The 16,537-nt window shown below is 73.8% G+C and carries 18 protein-coding genes; 10 read left to right on the forward strand and 8 right to left on the reverse strand.

Going from position 1 to position 16,537, the window contains the following annotated elements:
* Positions 1-2: 2 nt before the first annotated feature.
* The 5 genes from LEL83_RS03565 to LEL83_RS03585 form a co-directional block, all read right to left on the reverse strand.
* On the reverse strand, positions 3-503 hold the full coding sequence (locus tag LEL83_RS03565; protein ID WP_225557796.1) for a hypothetical protein: 501 nt from the start codon (positions 501-503) through the stop codon (positions 3-5).
* Between the two features lie 212 nt (positions 504-715).
* On the reverse strand, positions 716-2,437 hold the full coding sequence (gene pgi / locus LEL83_RS03570; RefSeq protein ID WP_225557797.1) for a glucose-6-phosphate isomerase: 1,722 nt from the start codon (positions 2,435-2,437) through the stop codon (positions 716-718).
* A gap of 164 nt (positions 2,438-2,601) precedes the next feature.
* Complete coding sequence (locus LEL83_RS03575; RefSeq protein WP_225557798.1) at positions 2,602-4,830, reverse strand: heavy metal translocating P-type ATPase; 2,229 nt, start codon at positions 4,828-4,830, stop codon at positions 2,602-2,604.
* On the reverse strand, positions 4,827-5,045 hold the full coding sequence (locus LEL83_RS03580) for a heavy-metal-associated domain-containing protein (RefSeq protein ID WP_225557799.1): 219 nt from the start codon (positions 5,043-5,045) through the stop codon (positions 4,827-4,829). Before LEL83_RS03580 ends, LEL83_RS03575 begins: the two co-directional genes overlap by 4 nt.
* A 38-nt stretch (positions 5,046-5,083) precedes the next feature.
* Complete coding sequence (locus LEL83_RS03585; RefSeq protein ID WP_198656676.1) at positions 5,084-5,374, reverse strand: metal-sensitive transcriptional regulator; 291 nt, start codon at positions 5,372-5,374, stop codon at positions 5,084-5,086.
* A gap of 81 nt (positions 5,375-5,455) precedes the next feature.
* Between LEL83_RS03585 and LEL83_RS03590 the strand changes: the two genes are divergently transcribed.
* The 10 genes from LEL83_RS03590 to LEL83_RS16145 all read left to right on the forward strand — a co-directional run bounded on the left by LEL83_RS03590 (position 5,456) and on the right by LEL83_RS16145 (position 11,460).
* Entirely contained in the window at positions 5,456-6,685 is a 1,230-nt protein-coding gene (locus LEL83_RS03590; RefSeq protein WP_225557800.1) for an AraC family transcriptional regulator, read from the forward strand.
* Between the two features lie 162 nt (positions 6,686-6,847).
* Positions 6,848-7,318 carry an Asp23/Gls24 family envelope stress response protein gene (locus LEL83_RS03595; protein ID WP_225557801.1) on the forward strand — a complete coding sequence of 157 codons (471 nt, stop codon included), beginning with the start codon at positions 6,848-6,850 and terminating at the stop codon, positions 7,316-7,318.
* Positions 7,315-7,506 carry a DUF2273 domain-containing protein gene (locus tag LEL83_RS03600; RefSeq protein WP_198656679.1) on the forward strand — a complete coding sequence of 64 codons (192 nt, stop codon included), beginning with the start codon at positions 7,315-7,317 and terminating at the stop codon, positions 7,504-7,506. Before LEL83_RS03595 ends, LEL83_RS03600 begins: the two co-directional genes overlap by 4 nt.
* The gene (locus tag LEL83_RS03605; RefSeq protein WP_198656680.1) at positions 7,503-7,817 is read left to right on the forward strand and encodes a hypothetical protein; all 315 of its coding nucleotides are present in this window, start codon (positions 7,503-7,505) and stop codon (positions 7,815-7,817) included. The genes LEL83_RS03600 and LEL83_RS03605 overlap by 4 nt, the downstream gene beginning before the upstream one ends.
* Positions 7,818-7,826: 9 nt before the next feature.
* On the forward strand, positions 7,827-8,402 hold the full coding sequence (locus LEL83_RS03610; protein ID WP_198656681.1) for a DUF6286 domain-containing protein: 576 nt from the start codon (positions 7,827-7,829) through the stop codon (positions 8,400-8,402).
* Positions 8,399-8,962 carry a hypothetical protein gene (locus tag LEL83_RS03615; protein ID WP_198656682.1) on the forward strand — a complete coding sequence of 188 codons (564 nt, stop codon included), beginning with the start codon at positions 8,399-8,401 and terminating at the stop codon, positions 8,960-8,962. The genes LEL83_RS03610 and LEL83_RS03615 overlap by 4 nt, the downstream gene beginning before the upstream one ends.
* An 83-nt stretch (positions 8,963-9,045) precedes the next feature.
* Positions 9,046-9,219 carry a CsbD family protein gene (locus tag LEL83_RS03620; RefSeq protein WP_225557802.1) on the forward strand — a complete coding sequence of 58 codons (174 nt, stop codon included), beginning with the start codon at positions 9,046-9,048 and terminating at the stop codon, positions 9,217-9,219.
* A 72-nt stretch (positions 9,220-9,291) separates the two neighbouring features.
* Entirely contained in the window at positions 9,292-10,320 is a 1,029-nt protein-coding gene (locus LEL83_RS03625) for an Asp23/Gls24 family envelope stress response protein (protein ID WP_225557803.1), read from the forward strand.
* Positions 10,317-10,733, forward strand: a complete 417-nt coding sequence (locus LEL83_RS03630; protein WP_225557804.1) for an MFS transporter permease — start codon at positions 10,317-10,319, stop codon at positions 10,731-10,733. The genes LEL83_RS03625 and LEL83_RS03630 overlap by 4 nt, the downstream gene beginning before the upstream one ends.
* 73 nt (positions 10,734-10,806) lie before the next feature.
* Positions 10,807-11,460 carry a gamma-glutamylcyclotransferase family protein gene (locus LEL83_RS16145; RefSeq protein WP_225557805.1) on the forward strand — a complete coding sequence of 218 codons (654 nt, stop codon included), beginning with the start codon at positions 10,807-10,809 and terminating at the stop codon, positions 11,458-11,460.
* 106 nt (positions 11,461-11,566) lie between these two features.
* Here the strand turns inward: LEL83_RS16145 and LEL83_RS03640 are convergent, their stop codons facing one another.
* The 3 genes from LEL83_RS03640 to LEL83_RS03650 all read right to left on the reverse strand — a co-directional run bounded on the left by LEL83_RS03640 (position 11,567) and on the right by LEL83_RS03650 (position 16,444).
* Positions 11,567-12,559, reverse strand: a complete 993-nt coding sequence (locus LEL83_RS03640) for an NAD-dependent epimerase/dehydratase family protein (RefSeq protein WP_225557807.1) — start codon at positions 12,557-12,559, stop codon at positions 11,567-11,569.
* Between the two features lie 133 nt (positions 12,560-12,692).
* Positions 12,693-15,401, reverse strand: a complete 2,709-nt coding sequence (locus LEL83_RS03645) for an alpha/beta fold hydrolase (RefSeq protein WP_225557809.1) — start codon at positions 15,399-15,401, stop codon at positions 12,693-12,695.
* The gene (locus tag LEL83_RS03650) at positions 15,398-16,444 is read right to left on the reverse strand and encodes a 3-oxoacyl-ACP synthase III (RefSeq protein WP_198656687.1); all 1,047 of its coding nucleotides are present in this window, start codon (positions 16,442-16,444) and stop codon (positions 15,398-15,400) included. Before LEL83_RS03650 ends, LEL83_RS03645 begins: the two co-directional genes overlap by 4 nt.
* Between the last annotated feature and the right edge of the window lie 93 nt (positions 16,445-16,537).

Genomic DNA, 16,537 nt, shown 5'->3' on the forward strand with positions numbered 1-16,537 from the left:
CGTCAGTCGTCGCCGGGCGTCGAGCCGTCGCCGAGGACGTCACCGAGGGAGGCCATGTCGGCCCCGTGGTCGGTGTAGCGGCGGACGGTGCGTCGGGCCGCGGCGCTCGCGGCTCCGGACAGCGCGGGGTTCCGACGTGCGGCGTCCGCCACGCGGCCGGCGTGCCCCGCGGTCGACAGCAGCACGTTGGCGAGCGCCCGGGCGTCGCCGCGGTCGGGCACCCCGGCCACGCTCCACGCCGTGCGGACCTGGGCGTCGGGCGTGATCCCCCGGCGCGTGCCCATCCGGTGCCAGTCCGACAGGGCGCCCTCGGTGCGCGACGCCGCTCGGTCCGACTCGCCGGAGCGACGACGCTCCACGGCGCGGATGGCTTCGTCCGCCAGGGAGTCGCGATCACGCACGGACGCAGCGCGTTCCCGTGCCGCGGTGTCGTCGCCGCCGGACTCCGCGATGCGGGCGGCGTGGGCGGCGGCAGCGGCGGCGAGGATGTCCGATCGGTCCATGCCTCGACGGTAGCCGGTCCGGCCGACACCCGCGGACCGGCGGCGGGCCGGCAGAGCGGCGTTTCGGGCTGAGCGACACGTCACGGGCCGCAGCGCGCGTGACGTGTCGGTGCGCGCGGAACGGCACCCGGGCCCGCAGCGCGACCACGAACGGACGGGAGGCCCGTGGCGGATCCGCCACGGGCCTCCCGTCCGTCGGGTGGGGACGTGCGCTACCCGCGCAGCTCGAGGTACTTCGCGATGAGCGCCTTGGTCGACGGGTCCTGCGCGTCGAGCGCGGCCTGGTCGCCCTCGACGGCGGGCGTGACCTGCAGCGCCAGCTGCTTGCCGAGCTCCACGCCCCACTGGTCGAACGAGTCGATGCCCCAGATCGTGCCCTCGGTGAACACGATGTGCTCGTACAGGGCGATGAGCTGGCCGAGCACGCTCGGGGTGAGCTCCGGCGCGATGATCGACGTCGTCGGCTTGTTGCCGGGGAACGTGCGCGCCGCGACGATGCCCTCGTCGGTGGTGCCCTCGGCGCGGACCTCGTCGGCGCTCTTGCCGAACGCGAGCGCCTTGGTCTGTGCGAAGAAGTTCGCCAGGAACAGCGTGTGCACGTCGGTGCCGGGTGCGACGCCCTTGCCGTCACCGGTCTCGTCCTTGAGCGGACGGGCCGGGTTGGCGACCGTGATGAAGTCGGCCGGGATCAGGCGGGTGCCCTGGTGGATGAGCTGGTAGAACGCGTGCTGGCCGTTCGTGCCGGGCTCACCCCAGAAGACCTCGCCGGTCTCGGTGGTGACGGGCGAGCCGTCCCAGCGGACGCGCTTGCCGTTCGACTCCATCGTGAGCTGCTGCAGGTACGCGGCGAAGCGGTGCAGGTACTGCGTGTACGGCAGGACCGCGTGGCTCTGCGCACCGAGGAAGTTCGTGTACCAGACGTTGAGCAGGCCCATCAGGACGGGGACGTTCTGCTCGAGCGGCGTGGTGCGGACGTGCTCGTCGATGGCGTGGAAGCCGGCGAGGAACTGCTCCCAGTTCTCCTTGCCGATCGCGATGACCACGCTCGTGCCGATGGCCGAGTCGACCGAGTACCGGCCGCCCACCCAGTCCCAGAAGCCGAAGGCGTTCTCGGGGTCGATGCCGAACGCCTCGACCTTGTCGAGTGCGGTGGACACGGCGACGAAGTGCTTCGCGACGGCGTCCTTCTTCTCGTCGTCGGCGGCGTCGGTCAGGCCCAGCTTCTCCCACAGCCACTGGCGGGCCAGGCGGGCGTTCGTCAGGGTCTCGAGCGTGCCGAAGGTCTTCGACGCGACGATGAACAGCGTGGTGTCGGGGTCGAGGTCCGCGGTCTTCTCGTAGATGTCCGCCGGGTCGATGTTCGAGACGAAGCGGGCCTCGAGGCCGGGCTGCACGTAGGGCTTGAGGGCCTCGTAGACCATGACGGGACCGAGGTCCGAGCCACCGATGCCGATGTTGACGACGGTCTCGATGCGCTTGCCGGTGACACCGGTCCAGGCACCCGAACGCACCTGCTCCGCGAAGCCGTAGACCTTGTCGAGCGTGGCGTGCACGTCGGCGTCGACGTCCTGGCCGTCGACGGTCAGGGGTGCGGCGGGGACCAGGCCCTCGGTCGCCTTCGGACGTCGGAGCGCGGTGTGCAGCACGGCGCGGTCCTCGGTGACGTTGATGTGCTCACCGGCGAGCATCGCCTGGAAGCGCTCGGCGACGCCGGTGTCCTTCGCCACCTGCAGCAGCGCGGCGAGGATCTCGTCGGTCACCAGACCCTTGGACAGGTCGACGGTCAGGTCGGCCGCCTGGAACGTGTACTGCTCGGCACGACCGGGGTCGCTGTCGAACCACCCTCGCAGGTCCGGGGTGAAGCCGTCGGCGATGCCGGCCAGCTTCTTCCAGCCGTCGGTCGATGTGGGGTCGACGGGAGCGGATTCGGTCACTTCGGTCCTCCTGAACCTTGAAGACGTACAAGCCCGCGGGTCACCGCAGCGCTGCGTCGCGGACCGTCTCCGAGCGTAGTGCGCTCCGGCAGGTGGCGTGCACAGACGGCCGGGAGGCGCGGCTCGCGTTCGCTGCGCGCGTCACGCCCCCGGACTGGTCGCCCTCAGGGCTGCGGTGCGAAGCGGCGGAGCCGCAGGCTGTTCGCCACCACGAAGACCGACGAGAACGCCATCGCCGCACCGGCGAGCACCGGGTTGAGCAGCCCCGCCATCGCGAGCGGGATCGCCGCGACGTTGTACGCGAACGCCCAGAACAGGTTGCTCGTGATGACCCGGAGCGTGGCCCGCGACAAGCGCACAGCGTCGGCCACCACGGTGAGCCGACCGCTCACGACCGTGATGTCGCTCGCTGCGATGGCCGCGTCGGTGCCGGCACCCATGGCGATGCCGAGGTCGGCGGCGGTGAGCGCCGCGGCGTCGTTCACGCCGTCCCCGACCATCGCGACGGTGCGCCCGTCGGCCTGCAGGCGCCGGACCGTCTCGAGCTTCGACGCCGGCGTCGCACGGGCGTGCACCTCGTCGATGCCCACGCGAGCGGCCACCGCGCGTGCGGCGCCGTCGTTGTCGCCCGTGAGCAGGACCGGGTGCAGGCCGAGCGCTCGGAAGCGTGCGACCGCCTCGGCGGCCTCGGGCTTGACGGTGTCGCCGACGACGACCACGCCCAGGGCGATGCCGTCGCGGGCGACGACGACCGCGGTGGCCCCGTCGGCCTCGGCGGACTCGACCGCGGCGGCGACGGCGGCGGGCAGCGCGACCGACCACGACTCGGCGAGCCACCGGGCGGTCCCGACCAGCACGACGCCGCCGTCGACCACGGCCTGCACACCGGCACCGGGCGTTGCCGTGAACTGCGCGGCGACGGGCACGTCGAGTCGCCGGGTGCGGGCGGCGTCGACGACCGCGCGCGCGACGGGGTGCTCGGAGCCGTCCTCGACCGCGGCGGCGAGGCGCAGGACGGTGTCCTCGTCCGTGTCGGCGGTCCCGGTGACCGACCGCAGGGTCATCGCGCCGGTCGTGACGGTGCCGGTCTTGTCGAGCACGACGGTGTCGACGCGGCGGGTGCGCTCGAGCACCTGCGGGCCGCCGATCAGGATGCCGAGCTGCGAACCGCGGCCGGTCCCGACGAGCAGCGCGGTGGGGGTCGCGAGCCCGAGGGCGCACGGGCAGGCGATGATGAGCGTCGCGACGGCTGCGGTGAACGCCGCGGTGACCGATCCGCCGGCCACCAGCCAGCCGACGAAGGCCAGCACGGCGAGCGCGATGACGACGGGGACGAAGACCCCGGACACGCGGTCGGCCAGTCGCTGCACGTCGGCCTTGCCGGTCTGGGCGTCCTCGACGAGCCGCCCCATCCGGGCGAGCTCGGTGTCGGCACCCACGCGGGTGATGCTGACGACGAGCCGGCCGCCGGCGTTGACGGTCGCGCCGGTCACGCGGTCCCCCGGCCGGACCTCGACCGGCACGGACTCCCCCGTGAGCATGCTCTCGTCGACCGCCGACGAGCCGTCCTGCACCAGGCCGTCACTGGGGATCCGCTCGCCGGGGCGCACGACGACGACGTCGCCGACGACGAGGGTCGACGCCGGCACGTGGTGCTCGACGCCGTCGCGGAGCACGGTGGCGTCCTTGGCGCCGAGTTCGAGCAGCGCCCGGAGCGCCGCGCCGGACTGCGTCTTCGCGCGGGCCTCCATGTACCGGCCGGCGAGGACGAAGACGGGCACCGCTGCCGCGACCTCGAGGTACAGGTCGGTGGCCTCGGGGTCGGTCGCGAACCACGAGAACGTCATGTGCATGCCGGTCGTGCCGGCGTCGCCGAGGAACAGGGCGTACAGCGACCAGCCGAAGGCGGCGAGCACCCCGACGCTCACCAGGGTGTCCATGGTGGCGGCGCCGTGCCGGGCGTTGACCCACGCGGCGCGGTGGAACGGGAGCGCGCCCCAGACGGCGACGGGCGCGGCGAGGGTCAGGGCGAGCCACTGCCAGTCCGGGAACTGCAGGGCCGGCACCATCGAGAGCAGGACGACGGGCACCGCGAGCACGGCGGACACGACGAGGCGCCGGCGGATCGGGTCGGCCTGAGCCGGGGCCGCGTCGTCGTCGGCAGCGACGGGTGGGGCCGGCACCGTGGCGCCGTAGCCGGCAGACTCCACCGCGGCGATCAGCACCCCGTCGTCGGTGGCGCCCGCGTCGTCGACCTGCACCTGCGCCTTCTCGGTGGCGTAGTTCACCGTGGCGGTGACGCCGGGCAGCTTGCCGAGCTTCCGTTCGATGCGGTTCGCGCACGAGGCGCAGGTCATCCCCGTGATGTCGAGCTCGACGACGCGGTCGGTCACGACCGCACGACCTGGTACCCCGCCTCGACGACGGCGTCGTGCAGCGCATCCGCCGCGACCGGCGCGGTGGAGGTGACGGTGACCTCGGACGCCCCGCCGGGGACGAGTCGGACGTCCACCCCGGACACCCCGTCGAGCTCGGAGAGCTCCTCGGTGACGCTCATCACGCAGTGGTCGCAGGTCATGCCCTCGACGAGCAGCTTCTCGGTGGTCATGGTGGCCCTCCCTGGGTCGGTGTCGGTGTCGGTGGCGGTCACGAGCGGACGAGCCGGGCGATCGCGTCGCTCGCCTCGCGCACCTTGGCGTCGGCGGCGTCGCCACCCTCGGCGACGGCCTCGGCCACGCAGTGACGCAGGTGGTCCTCGAGCAGCGACAGCGCGACGCGTTCGAGCGCCCGGTTCGCCGCCGAGATCTGCGTCAGGACGTCGATGCAGTACGTCTCGTCCTCGACCATCCGGGCGATGCCGCGCACCTGCCCCTCGGCGCGACGGAGCCGCTTGAGCAGGTCGTCCTTGTCGCCGATGTACCCGACGTGTCCGTGCACGGCCGCCTCCGCTCCTCGTGATTGATACCCCCCTAGGGTATACCCGAACGCCGGTGGCGCAACCGGTGGCATGATCTGCGCATGGACGACTCGGCGGTGAACGGCTTCCGCAGACTGCGGTTCACCGACGGCGCCGACTCCGACTACTCGGCGATCTTCCGGTCCGAGTACGGCGGATCGGACTTCGCGAGCGACACCTTCGCCACGGACGACGCCCGCTACGAGTACACGGTCGTGGGCGACGACGACCTGACGCTCCGCACCATGCGCGCCGAAGGCGGACGACGCGGCGGGGTCATCGGTCCGCGCGAGGACCACGTCGTGTTCTGGCTGACCACGGGCCGTCTCGAGATGCACTTCGCCGACCGCACGCGCGTGGTCGAGCCCGGCAGCCCGTACATCGCGTCGGCGTCCGAGGCGTACCGGTTCGAGTCCGAGAGCACCGCGTACAACGGCGTCCACGTCGCCGACCGGTTCCTGCGCTCGGTCGGCCGCGACCTCGGCTTCCGACTGCCCGAGGGTCCGCTGCTGTTCGAGCAGCAGGACGCGGCCGTCGCCCGCCACGAACCCCTGCGGCACCTCATCCGCGCCCTCGGTCCCGCACTGGTGGACCCCCGGGTGCTCGGGCCGATGCGCACCGCCCTGAACCGCCGCCTCGCGGTCGTCATCCTCGACACCTTCCCGATCCGGAACCGCGGCGACGACGTCCCGGTGGCGAACCGCCTGCGCGACGCCATCCGGTTCATCGAGGCGCACGCCGCCGAACGCCCGGCCGTCCCCACCATCGCCGAGGCGTGCGGCCTGAGCCAACGCGGACTGCAGGACGTGTTCGCCCGCACCCTGGGCACCTCACCGCACCGGTTCCTGCGCGACCACCGACTCGACCGCGTGCGCGAGGAGCTCCTCCGCGGCGATCCCGGCGGGTCCGCGGACCGAGCGGCCGGTCCCGGGGCCGCCGCCGACATCGCCTCGATCGCCCGACACTGGGGCTTCACCAACCCGGGCCGCTTCGCCGAGGCGTACCGCGAGCGGTTCGGCGAGGGGCCGGCGGCGACGAAGCGCGCATCCCTGGGGGCACGACCGGACACCGGCAGGGCGTCCTGGCGGGTCCGGCGCGCGGTCGCGTACATCGAGGAGCACCTGGACGACGACCTCGCGCTGGGCGACATCGCGGCCGCTGCTGGTGTCCTGCCCCGCCGGTTGCAACAGCTCTTCCGAGCCGAACGCGGCGAGTCCCCGATGGCCTGCGTGCGGGCGCTGCGGGCCGCTGCAGAGCGCAACGCGTCGGCCGGAAACGGCGACGCCGCCTGACCGGACGTCACCGGGGTACACGCGGATCCGCGGATGTGCGCCCGTTCCTGGAATCTCTCCGGGACACGGAGACCCGTGTGTGACGAATCTCGTCCGCAGCCCGTCTCATCCGTGAACAGCAACCGCTGGGAACCTCCGGCGGGCCAACGGAAGGAACGAACCATGGCCGACACCACGTCCACCCCCACCACGACCACCTCGGCGCCCCGCGCGACCACGCAGAGCAGCACCTCCGGCATCACCGGCATCACCGGCAAGACCGTCATCGACGACACCGTCGTGTCGAAGGTCGCCGGCATCGCCGCCCGCGAGGTCGACGGCGTGCACTCGCTCGGCAACGGCGCCGCCCGCGCCATCGGCGCCATCCGCGACGCCATCGGCCAGCGCGACCACGGCCAGGGCGTCAAGGTCGAGGTCGGCGAGAAGCAGGTGGCCGCCGACATCGTGATCGTCGCCGAGTACCCGGTCGCGCTCCAGCACGTCGCCGACGGCGTCCGTGCCAGCGTCGCCCGTGCCCTCGAGCAGATCGTCGGCATGGAGGTCGCCGAGGTCAACGTCACCGTCCAGGACGTCTTCATCCCGGGTGACGACGACGACAACGAGGACGAGAAGAAGGAAGCGCGCGTCGCATGAGCAACACACTGATCGGCGCCCTCATCGGCGCAGTCCTGGCCGTCGTGGCACTGCAGTTCGGGTTCTGGGGCTTCGTGCTCGTCGTCGTGTTCGGTGCGGTCGGCGCCCTCGTGGCCGCCCTGGCCACCGGACGCATCGACCGGAACGCCCTCGCCGACGTGCTGACCGGACGCCGGAGCTCCCGGTGACCGCCGGCCCGGACGTCCCGGGCCGTGTCGAGATCACCGCGCGCGCGCTCACCTCGCTGGCGCGGGCCGTCGCAGCCGAAGGGCTCGGCGCCCCCGCCAAGCGGGTGCGCGTCGGCCTCGGCGACGCGTCGGGAGCGCTCTCGCTCGACATCACCGGCCCGATCGCCGCGGGGGACGACATCGTCGCCCGCACGAGCCGGATCGCCGACCAGGTGAAGGGCCGCGTGGGCGAACTCACCGGCCGCCGGGTCGGCAGCGCCCACATCGAACTCACCGGGATCGTGCGCGAGCACGAGTCCCGAACCCGCTAGGAGACCAACATGAGCAACGGTTCCGTCGAACGACGCATCCGTCGCCGGAGCGTGCACCGCTCCCGCTCCACCGCGGTCGCGGTGGCGCTGGTGGTGCTCGCCCTGGTCGCCGCCTGGATCGGCACCGAGTCGGTCCTGCGGGCGATCGGGCAGCCGGCACTCCTCGCCGACCCGCAGACCGTCGTCGACACGGCTCTCCGCCCCGACGCGGCGTTCGTCACGATCGTCGAGGTCGTCGCGGGTGTCCTGGTGGTCCTCGGCGTCGTGCTGGTCGTCCTGGCGCTCAAGCCCGGCCGACAGCACCGGTCCGTCGTCGAGCACGAGCGCGGTGCGGTGGTCATCGACACCCGCATCGTCGCCTCCACGGCGGCCAACGCCGCCGGCTCGGCAGCCGGCGTCCCCGAGGGCAACGCGTCGGCCACCGCCCGCGGTCGGCGCACCGACGTCCGGATCGTCCCGGTCACCGGCGTCCCGGTCGACGAGCAGGCCGTGCAGTCCGCCGTGCGTGAGCGGCTCAGCGCACTCGACGAGCGGTTCGGGCGCAGCATCCGCGTCCGGGTCGAGGAGAAGGGCACCCTGGCATGACCAAGAGCAACCGGACCCTCAACCGCATCATCCTGCTCGTCCTCGGCCTCGTCGCCGTGGTCGTCGGGGTCACCATCGGCGCGGGTGTCCTGCCCGCCGTGCAGGACGCCGTGCAACCGTACGTCGACCTGCCGAGCAGCCTCGACGTGCCCGCGTCCGCGCTGTGGATCGTCGCCGGTGCCTGCGCCGTCGTGATCGTCCTGTCGCTGGTCTGGGCGTCCACCCGTGGTGGCGGCGGTACGTCCGTCGCCGTGCGGGAGCGCTCGGGCGACGATGCCGTCACCGTCAACGTCGCCCTGGTGCGGGACGTCGTCGAGCACGAACTCGCCGGTGTCCGTGACGTCGTCGGCTCCCGCGTCGACACCTACCTCGTCCGCCGGCAGCGCGCCGCACGGATCCGGGTCGCCGTCCGCCGCGGCGGGGACGCCGTCACCGTGCTCGACGCCGTCGACCGCGCGGTCGCGACCCTCGACCGCACCCTCGGCCGTCAGGTGCCGGTGCTCGTGCACCTGACCGGCGGGACCCGCTCCGCGTTCGCGAAGCCGACCCGCGTCCACTGACACCCGTCCGTCGGACGCACCCCGGGCCTCCCGGCCCACCCCACCCACCACGGGCGCACGCCCACACACGGAAAGGACCCGACATGGGACTCGACGACAAGATCAAGAACGCCGCACAGGACCTCGCCGGCAAGGCGAAGGAAGCGATCGGCAACGCCACGAACGACGACTCCAAGGTCGCCGAGGGCAAGAAGGACCAGGCCGCCGCGAGCGCCAAGCAGACCGGCGAGGACGTCAAGGACGTCTTCAAGAACTAGGTCGCACCACGTCGGGGCACCCGTGCAACGGGTGCCCCGACGTGTCCCCGCCGACCCGATCGAGGAGGAACGATGCAGCACGACCCCCATGCGCAGACACCGGTGACCGAGGTGCCCCTGCCCGCAGAGCTCACGGCGCCGCTGCCCGACGACGCGAACACCGCCACCGTCGTGGCGCGCACCGCGGCCGAGACCGCGCTCGCCGTCCCCGGCGTCCACCACCTCGGTGGGATCGCCTCCCGTGCCGCCGACCAGCTGCGCCGACAGCTCGGGCGCTCCGCCGGCACCGCCGGTGTCCAGGTCGACGACGAGGACGGCACCTTCGCGGTGCACGTCTCAGTGATCGTCACCTACCCGCGGAACGTCCGCGAGGTCGCCGACGAGGTGCGCCGACAGGTGACCGCCGCCGCTGGCCAGGTGACGACCGCGCCGACGACGGTGGACGTCCGCGTCCTCGACGTGCACGGGCCGTTCGACGACGAACCCGCGCCCGTCGAACGAGCTGCGACCGCCGCCGGCGACGCCGTCCAGGACGCCGCGGAGGCGACCGTCGACGCCACGAGGCAGGCGGCGGACGCCACCGCCGAGGCGACGAAGCGTGCCGCCGACGCGACGGCCGACGTGACGAAACAGGCCGCGGAGGCCACCGCGGACGCGACCGGGCGTGCCGCCGACGCGACGGCCGACACCGCACGACGCGCAGCCGACGCCACCGCGGACACGACGAAGCGTGCCGCCGACGCGACCGCCGACGCAGCACGACGTGCCGCCGACGCGACGGCCGACACGGCTGGCCGTGCGCACGACGCCGCATCGGACGCACTCGACCGGGCGTCGGAGGGTGCCCTTGACGCCGCGGACACCGCGCGCGACGCGGCCGGCCGCGCACGTGCAGCCGTCGCCGACGAGGACCGTACCGGCTCGACCGCCGCCGACGTCGCAGCGACCGAGACGGCTGCCGACGCGGCGGTGCGTGCCGCCGACTCCGCCGAGGACGCCGCGCAGGACGCCGCCGACGCTGCGGCCGACGCCAGTGCGGCAGCGCGGGCCGCCGCCCACGACGCCGACCGACCGAGCACCCCGACCACGGACCGCCCGTGACCACCGCCTGGTCCGGCGGTCGTCGGCCCCGCGACCGACGACCCCGGCCACGCGGTGTGTGGATCGCGGGTGGTGTCGGCGTGGTGCTGGTCGCCGGGGTCGTGCTCGCGGCCTTCCTGCCCCTGGTCGGCTTCCTCGGCAGTGTCACCGCCACCACCGCTGGCCTCGTGCCCTTCCCGTTCGTGCGGGTCACGGTGGTCGCGCTGCTCGGGCTGGCCGTCGTGTCGGCGCTCCTCGCGCTGGCCCTCACCCGGCGGCACACCACCACGGCGACGATCGCCGTGGTCCTCGCCGTGCTGGTCTCGATCGCGGTCACCGCCGTCCCCGTCGTCCTGGTCGCCGTCGGCTCGGCCGACCGCGCCGGCGACGTCTGGCCGATCGTGATCGAGCTCTGGCAGCGCTTCGCCGGTTGACACCACCGGGTCGCCGACCGACACCGCGGTCTGGAGGCGCGGCCCACCTCCGCCGGTCCGCTACGGTCGCAGCGTGCACCGTTACTCCCCCGCCCAGCGCTGGGTCCTCGCCCTCGCCGTGTTCGCGTTCCTCTGCTTCGCCGTCGGCATCATCGCGATCGCCGTCGGGATCACCAACGGTGGCGCGACCTGTGTCGACCTCGAGGAGGAGGGCGCGACGTACCCGTGCCCCGGCGACACCTCCGGCGTGCTCTGGGGCAGCGTGCTCGCCGTGGTGGGACTGCTCCACCTCGGGCTGACCGGGCTCGCCGGTGCGATCGTCTGGACCTCGTCCCCGACCCTGGCCCCGCGCCGTCCGCAACGACGTGCCCCGCTGCCCGGCGAGACCATCCGGGTCTTCTCCTACGGCACGCTCCGGCAGCCCCTGGTGCAGGAGTCCCTGTTCGGCGGCCACGTCCCGACCACCGTCGACTCCCTGCCCGGCTGGCGGCTCGACCAGGTGACGATCACCGACCCCGAGGTCGTCCGCACGAGCGGTTCCGACCGGCACCCGATCCTGCGCCGCGGGACCGCCACCGACGCGGTCGAGGGCGTGGTCCTGACCCTGGGGTACGAGTGGCAGCTCGGCGCGGTCGACCGGTACGAGGTCGCCGACTACCACCGCATCCGGGTCACCCTGGCCTCCGGCTGGACCGCCTGGGTCTACGTGGCGGCCGACGAGGTCTGAGCGGCGGCGGCCAGGCGCGCGTCAGCCCGAGCGTCCGCCCCGAGCGTCCGCGAGCAGTTTCGGGCTCAGCGACACTCCTCGGGGCGAGGCGTCCGTGACGTGTCGCTCAGCGCGAAGACTCCGGCGCCAGGCGAGCGGCGGCGGTCAGACGCTCGAGCCCCTGGTCGATCGACACCGACGGGCTCCATCGCAGGTCGGACCGGGTGCGACGCTGGTCGAACCAGTGCGCGGTGGACAGCTGCTCGGCCAGGAACCGGGTCATCGGCGGCTCGTCCTCGCCGGGCCGGACCCGCCAGACCGCTTCGACCACCGATCCCGCGGCCCGGGCGACCGCAGCCGGCACGTGCCACTGCGGCGGACGGACGCCCGACGCCGTGCAGATGCCGGCGAGCAGGTCGGCCACCGGCCGGGGTTCGCCGTTCGTGACGACGTACGCGTTGCCGTGCACGGCGTCGTCGGCTGCACGGTCGAGCGCGGCGACCATCGCGGACGCGGCGTTGTCGACGTACAGGGTGTCGATGAGCGCGGCACCGGAGTCGAGCAGCGGGAGCCGTCCGGTCCGGGCGCGCTCGACGATCCGCCCGACGAGCTGCGTGTCACCAGGGCCCCATACCAGGTGCGGCCGCACCGCCACGACCGCGAACCCCGGGGCGTCCGCGGCGAGCGCGAGCAGTTCCGCCGCCGCCTTCGTGCGGGCGTAGTCGCCGCGGGCTCGGGACGGTTCGGCCGGACCGGCGTCGGCGCCGACCAGGGACGAGCCGGTGTGCGCCACCGACGGCGACGACACGAAGACGAAGCGCCCGACCCCGGCGTCCCGCGCGGCCTGCAGCAGGGCTCGCGTGCCCTCGACGTTGACCCGGGCGAAGTCGGCGGGGTCCCCGGCGAGCGAGACCTTCGCGGCCAGGTGGACGACCGCGTCGACCCCGGCCACGGCACGGTCGAGCGCAGCGGGGTCGGTCATGCTGCCGGCGACGTCCTGCACGCCGTCGACACCCGAGGGTCGCCGCTGGAACGTCCGGACCTCGTGTCCGGCGTCACGGACGGCGGCGGCGGTCGCCTGCCCGAGGAACCCGCTCGCGCCGGTGACCAGGACCCTCACGGTCGGACCATCCGTCCGCCGGCTCGGACCTTGGCGGGTCGGAGTTCCGTGCTCAGCGACACCTCACGCGCGCGACGGCCCGTGACGTGTCGGTGAGCGCGTGAGGGCATCCCGGCCGCGCTGCCCGCGCCGATCACGGCCGGATCATCCGTCCGCCGGACAGCACCGACCCCGCCCAGCGGGACAGCCGGCTGCGGTCGACCTTGGAGTTGTGGCGGATGTCGGTCGGCAGCACGGGCACGACGAGCACCGCGGCGAGCGGGACCCCGGCGGCGGCACGGACCGCGGCCGCGAGCTGCGGCGGAGCCAGGCCGGGACGCCGCACGGCGGGGACGGTCTCGACGACGGCGACGACCTGCTGCGTGCCCACCGGCCCGGTGCCCGCGACGCCGGCTCGTCCGACGCCGTCGACGCCCTCGATCCGCTGCTCGGGACCCACCGGCGTGACGACACCGTCGGGGGTGGTCAGCACGTGCTGCAGCCGCCCCTCGATCCACAGCCGTCCCCCGGCGTCCAGGTGCCCGACGTCACCGGTGCGGTGCCCGCGCGGGTCTTCGACGCCGAGCCGCGAGACCCGGTCGGTGCGCCACAGCCGGTCGTAGTGGTCGCGCACGTGCGGCGCCGCGACGACGATCTCGCCGGTGATCCCGGGCTCGTCCGTCAGCACGCCGGTCGGACGACCGGAACCGTCGAGCGGCGCGACGCGTACGCGGACGTTCGCGGCTGGCACCCCGACGCAGATCCCCTCGTCGGCGGAGCGCCCGGCGGCACGGACCCCGTCGAGGTCGACGTCGGTCATGAGCAGCCCCTCGGTCATGCCGTAGGGGGTGTGCGCGGTGGCGTTCGGCATGAGCTCGGTCGCCGCGGTGAGCAGCGCGGCCGACACCGGAGCCCCGGCCGACAGGAACAGCCGCACGCCCCGCAGCGCGGCACGGTCGGCGTCGGTGAGCTCCGACGCGGTCGCGACGACGTTCGCCAGGGCGGCCGGCGACAGGAACACCACGGTGGCGTCGGCCGCGGCGACCGACGCAGCGACCGCCGTCGCCGTCAGGGTCCGGGGTGCCGTGACGTCCATGTCGGGTGCGACCGACCGGGCGCCGAGGGCCGGGCCGAGCAGCGCGAACGGGGCGAAGCCCGCCACGAGCCCGGTGCCGACGCCGATGTCGTACTGGGTCGCCAGGGCGTCACGGACGGCACTGAGCTGCCCGTGCGTGTACACGACGCCCTTCGCCGGCCCGGTCGACCCCGAGGTGAACAGCACGGCAGCGGGGGCATCCGACGACGGCGCGGCCGGCAGTGCCGCACTGTAGGCCAGTCGGCGGGCACCGCGTCGGGCGACGTCGACCAGGGTGTGCTCCACCCGCAGCGCCGCCCGTGCCGGTGCGGGCAGCGAGACCGTCGCGATGCGTCGCCCCGGCCACCCGAGCGCTCGTGCGGCGCCGAGCCCGGGCAGCGCACCGATGATCCAGTCCGGTCGGGCTCCGCGGACCGCGCGGGTCAGGCCACCGAGTCCGAGCCCGGCGTCCGCGACGACGACGACCGCGCCGATCCGCACGCACGCGTACAGCACGGCGGTCAGGTCGGCGCCGGGGGTCACCAGGAGCGAGACGCGGTCGCCGCTCCGGACGCCCAGGTCCTCCAGCCCGGCGGCGATCTCGTCGACGCGTCGGGCGAGCAGCCGCCACGTGATCGTGCGGGGGCCGCCGGGAGCGGCCATCTCCACCAGCGCGGGGTCGTCGCTCCCGCGCAGTTCGTCGAGTCGCGCCCAGAGCGGGCGGCTCGCGTCATCCGTGTCCACCGGTGCGGCCGGGAGGCCCGGGGCTGCGTCCGCCGGGACGCGACCGCCCGGCAGACGGTCACCCAGCCAGTCGAACACCGCCCCGGCGACGTCCGCGTCGTCCGGCAGCAGGTGTCCCGCGCCCTCGAACCGGTGGACGTCGGCGTGCGGCACGCGTTCGACCAGGTCGTCCAGGTACCGCTCGAGGAACACCGGGTCGCGCGGACCCCAGAGCAGGAGCACCGGCACGTCGAGCGCGGCGACCCCGGCGGCGATGCGGTCGAGCTCGGGGGCGCTGCGGTGGTCGGCGTCGACGGGGATGTCCGCGACGAAACCGCCGATCCCCCCGCGGCGGGCCGCCCCACGGTACGGGGCGCGGTAGCCGTCGGCCACGGCGCGGTCGAGCTTCGGGTGCGCGATGGCCAGGGTGGTCTCGAGGAACGCCGGGGTCACGACGGTCGCGCGGCCGAGCATCCCCGGGCCGAGCGCCAGGCGCAGCGGTGCCGGGATCGGGGCGTCGTCGGGCTGGTGCACGGCGGTGTTGCACGTCATCGCGGCGGCCAGCACGTCGGGGTGGTCGACCGCCCAGCCGAGCGACACCACACCGCCCCAGTCGTGCCCGAGGGTGACGACCGGACCGGTCAGCCCGAGTTCGTCGGTCAGGGCGCCGAGGTCCGCGACGCGCTGTTCCAGGCCTCGCTCGACGCCGGTGCGCTCGGAGTACCCCATGTCGAGCTGGTCGACGGCGACCACGCGCCAGGCCGGACCGCCGTCGCGGGCGACCTCGAGCGAGGTGCGGAGCACCGACCGCCACAGGTACGACCACGTCGGGTTGCCGTGCACGCACAGGATCGTGCCGACCGGTTCCACGCCGAGCGCGGCCAGGGACCCGGCCGTGTCGAGGAGGTGCCAGGTGCGCGCGGCGTGATCCGTTCCTCCCGAACGGCGTTCGGACCGCGCGGGGACCGTGACCAGACGCGACCAGGCCGGGTCGAGACCGGGCAGGGAGGGCGGCTGCGTCGCCGGAGCCGTGCTCGCGGCGACGCGGGGCAACCGCGACGTCACCAGTGCAGTTCCATCATCGCCGTGTTGATGCCGGAGCCGACGCCGCCCAGGAACACCCGGTCGCCTCGACGGATGCCGCCCGTGGCGACCTCGTCGGCCAGGGTGATCGGGATCGACGCGGGGCCGACATTGCCGAAGCGCTGGTACGTGGTGGGCACCTTGTCGCGCGGGATGCCGATGGCCTCGACGAAGGCGTTCGTGTGCACGTCGGAGACCTGGTGCAGCACGTAGCGGTCCATGTTCGCCCAGTCGAAGTGGGCACGGGCCTCGGTCCACGCGGCGACGACGAGCTCCATGCCGCCCTTGAGCAGCATCTTGGCGTCGGTGAACATGCCGTCGACGCTGCCGACGCACAGGTCGTACCACTGGGTCGCCGCGCGGGTGACGCCGCCGACGATCCGGTGCCCCTCGGGGTGCAGGTCCGCCGGGCCGAGCACCGCGGCCGCCGCGCCGGATCCCAGGGTCAGGCTGGCGAACTCGCTCATGAAGTCCTTGCGGTTCCGGCCGCCCTGGTTCAGGCGGTCGATGGTGTTGAGCTGCACCTGGTCGGCGTCCTCGCCGTCGACCACGAGCGCGTACTTGATCTGCCCGGAGTCGATCATGCCCGCGGCGACGCTCATGGCGTTGACGAACCCGAGGCAGGCGTTCGCGATGTCGAAGTTGATCGCCGACGACGGCAGCCCCAGCCCGTGGTGCATGCGCACGGCGACCGAGGGCTCCAGGTGCGGCCGGGTCACCGACGTGTTGATGAGCAGGCCGATCTCGTCCGGACGGACCCCGGCCTCGGCCATCGCCCGACGGCCGGCGTCGATCGCGGCGTCCTGGAACGTCTGGCCCTCGCCCCAGTTGCGGCGCTCGACGACACCGGCGACCCGCTCGAGCAGACCGGTGGGCAGACGGAGTCGGCGGAGAGCCCCGCGCAGGCGGGCCTCGATGTCGGCAGAGGTCGTCACGCGTTCGGCCGTCGTCGTCGCCACGGACAGCAGCGACACGTTGTGGTGCTTCGCCGTGGCGTTGCCGGGCTGCTCCGGTTCGGTGCTCATCGCCTGGTCTACCGGCCGTTCCGTCATGATCGTCACCGACACATACTTCCGCATCTGGCCTGAGTACGCGATCCGGATGCGGTTCCGCGCACG

It is taken from the genome of Curtobacterium oceanosedimentum (assembly GCF_020297365.1).
GTDB lineage: Bacteria > Actinomycetota > Actinomycetes > Actinomycetales > Microbacteriaceae > Curtobacterium.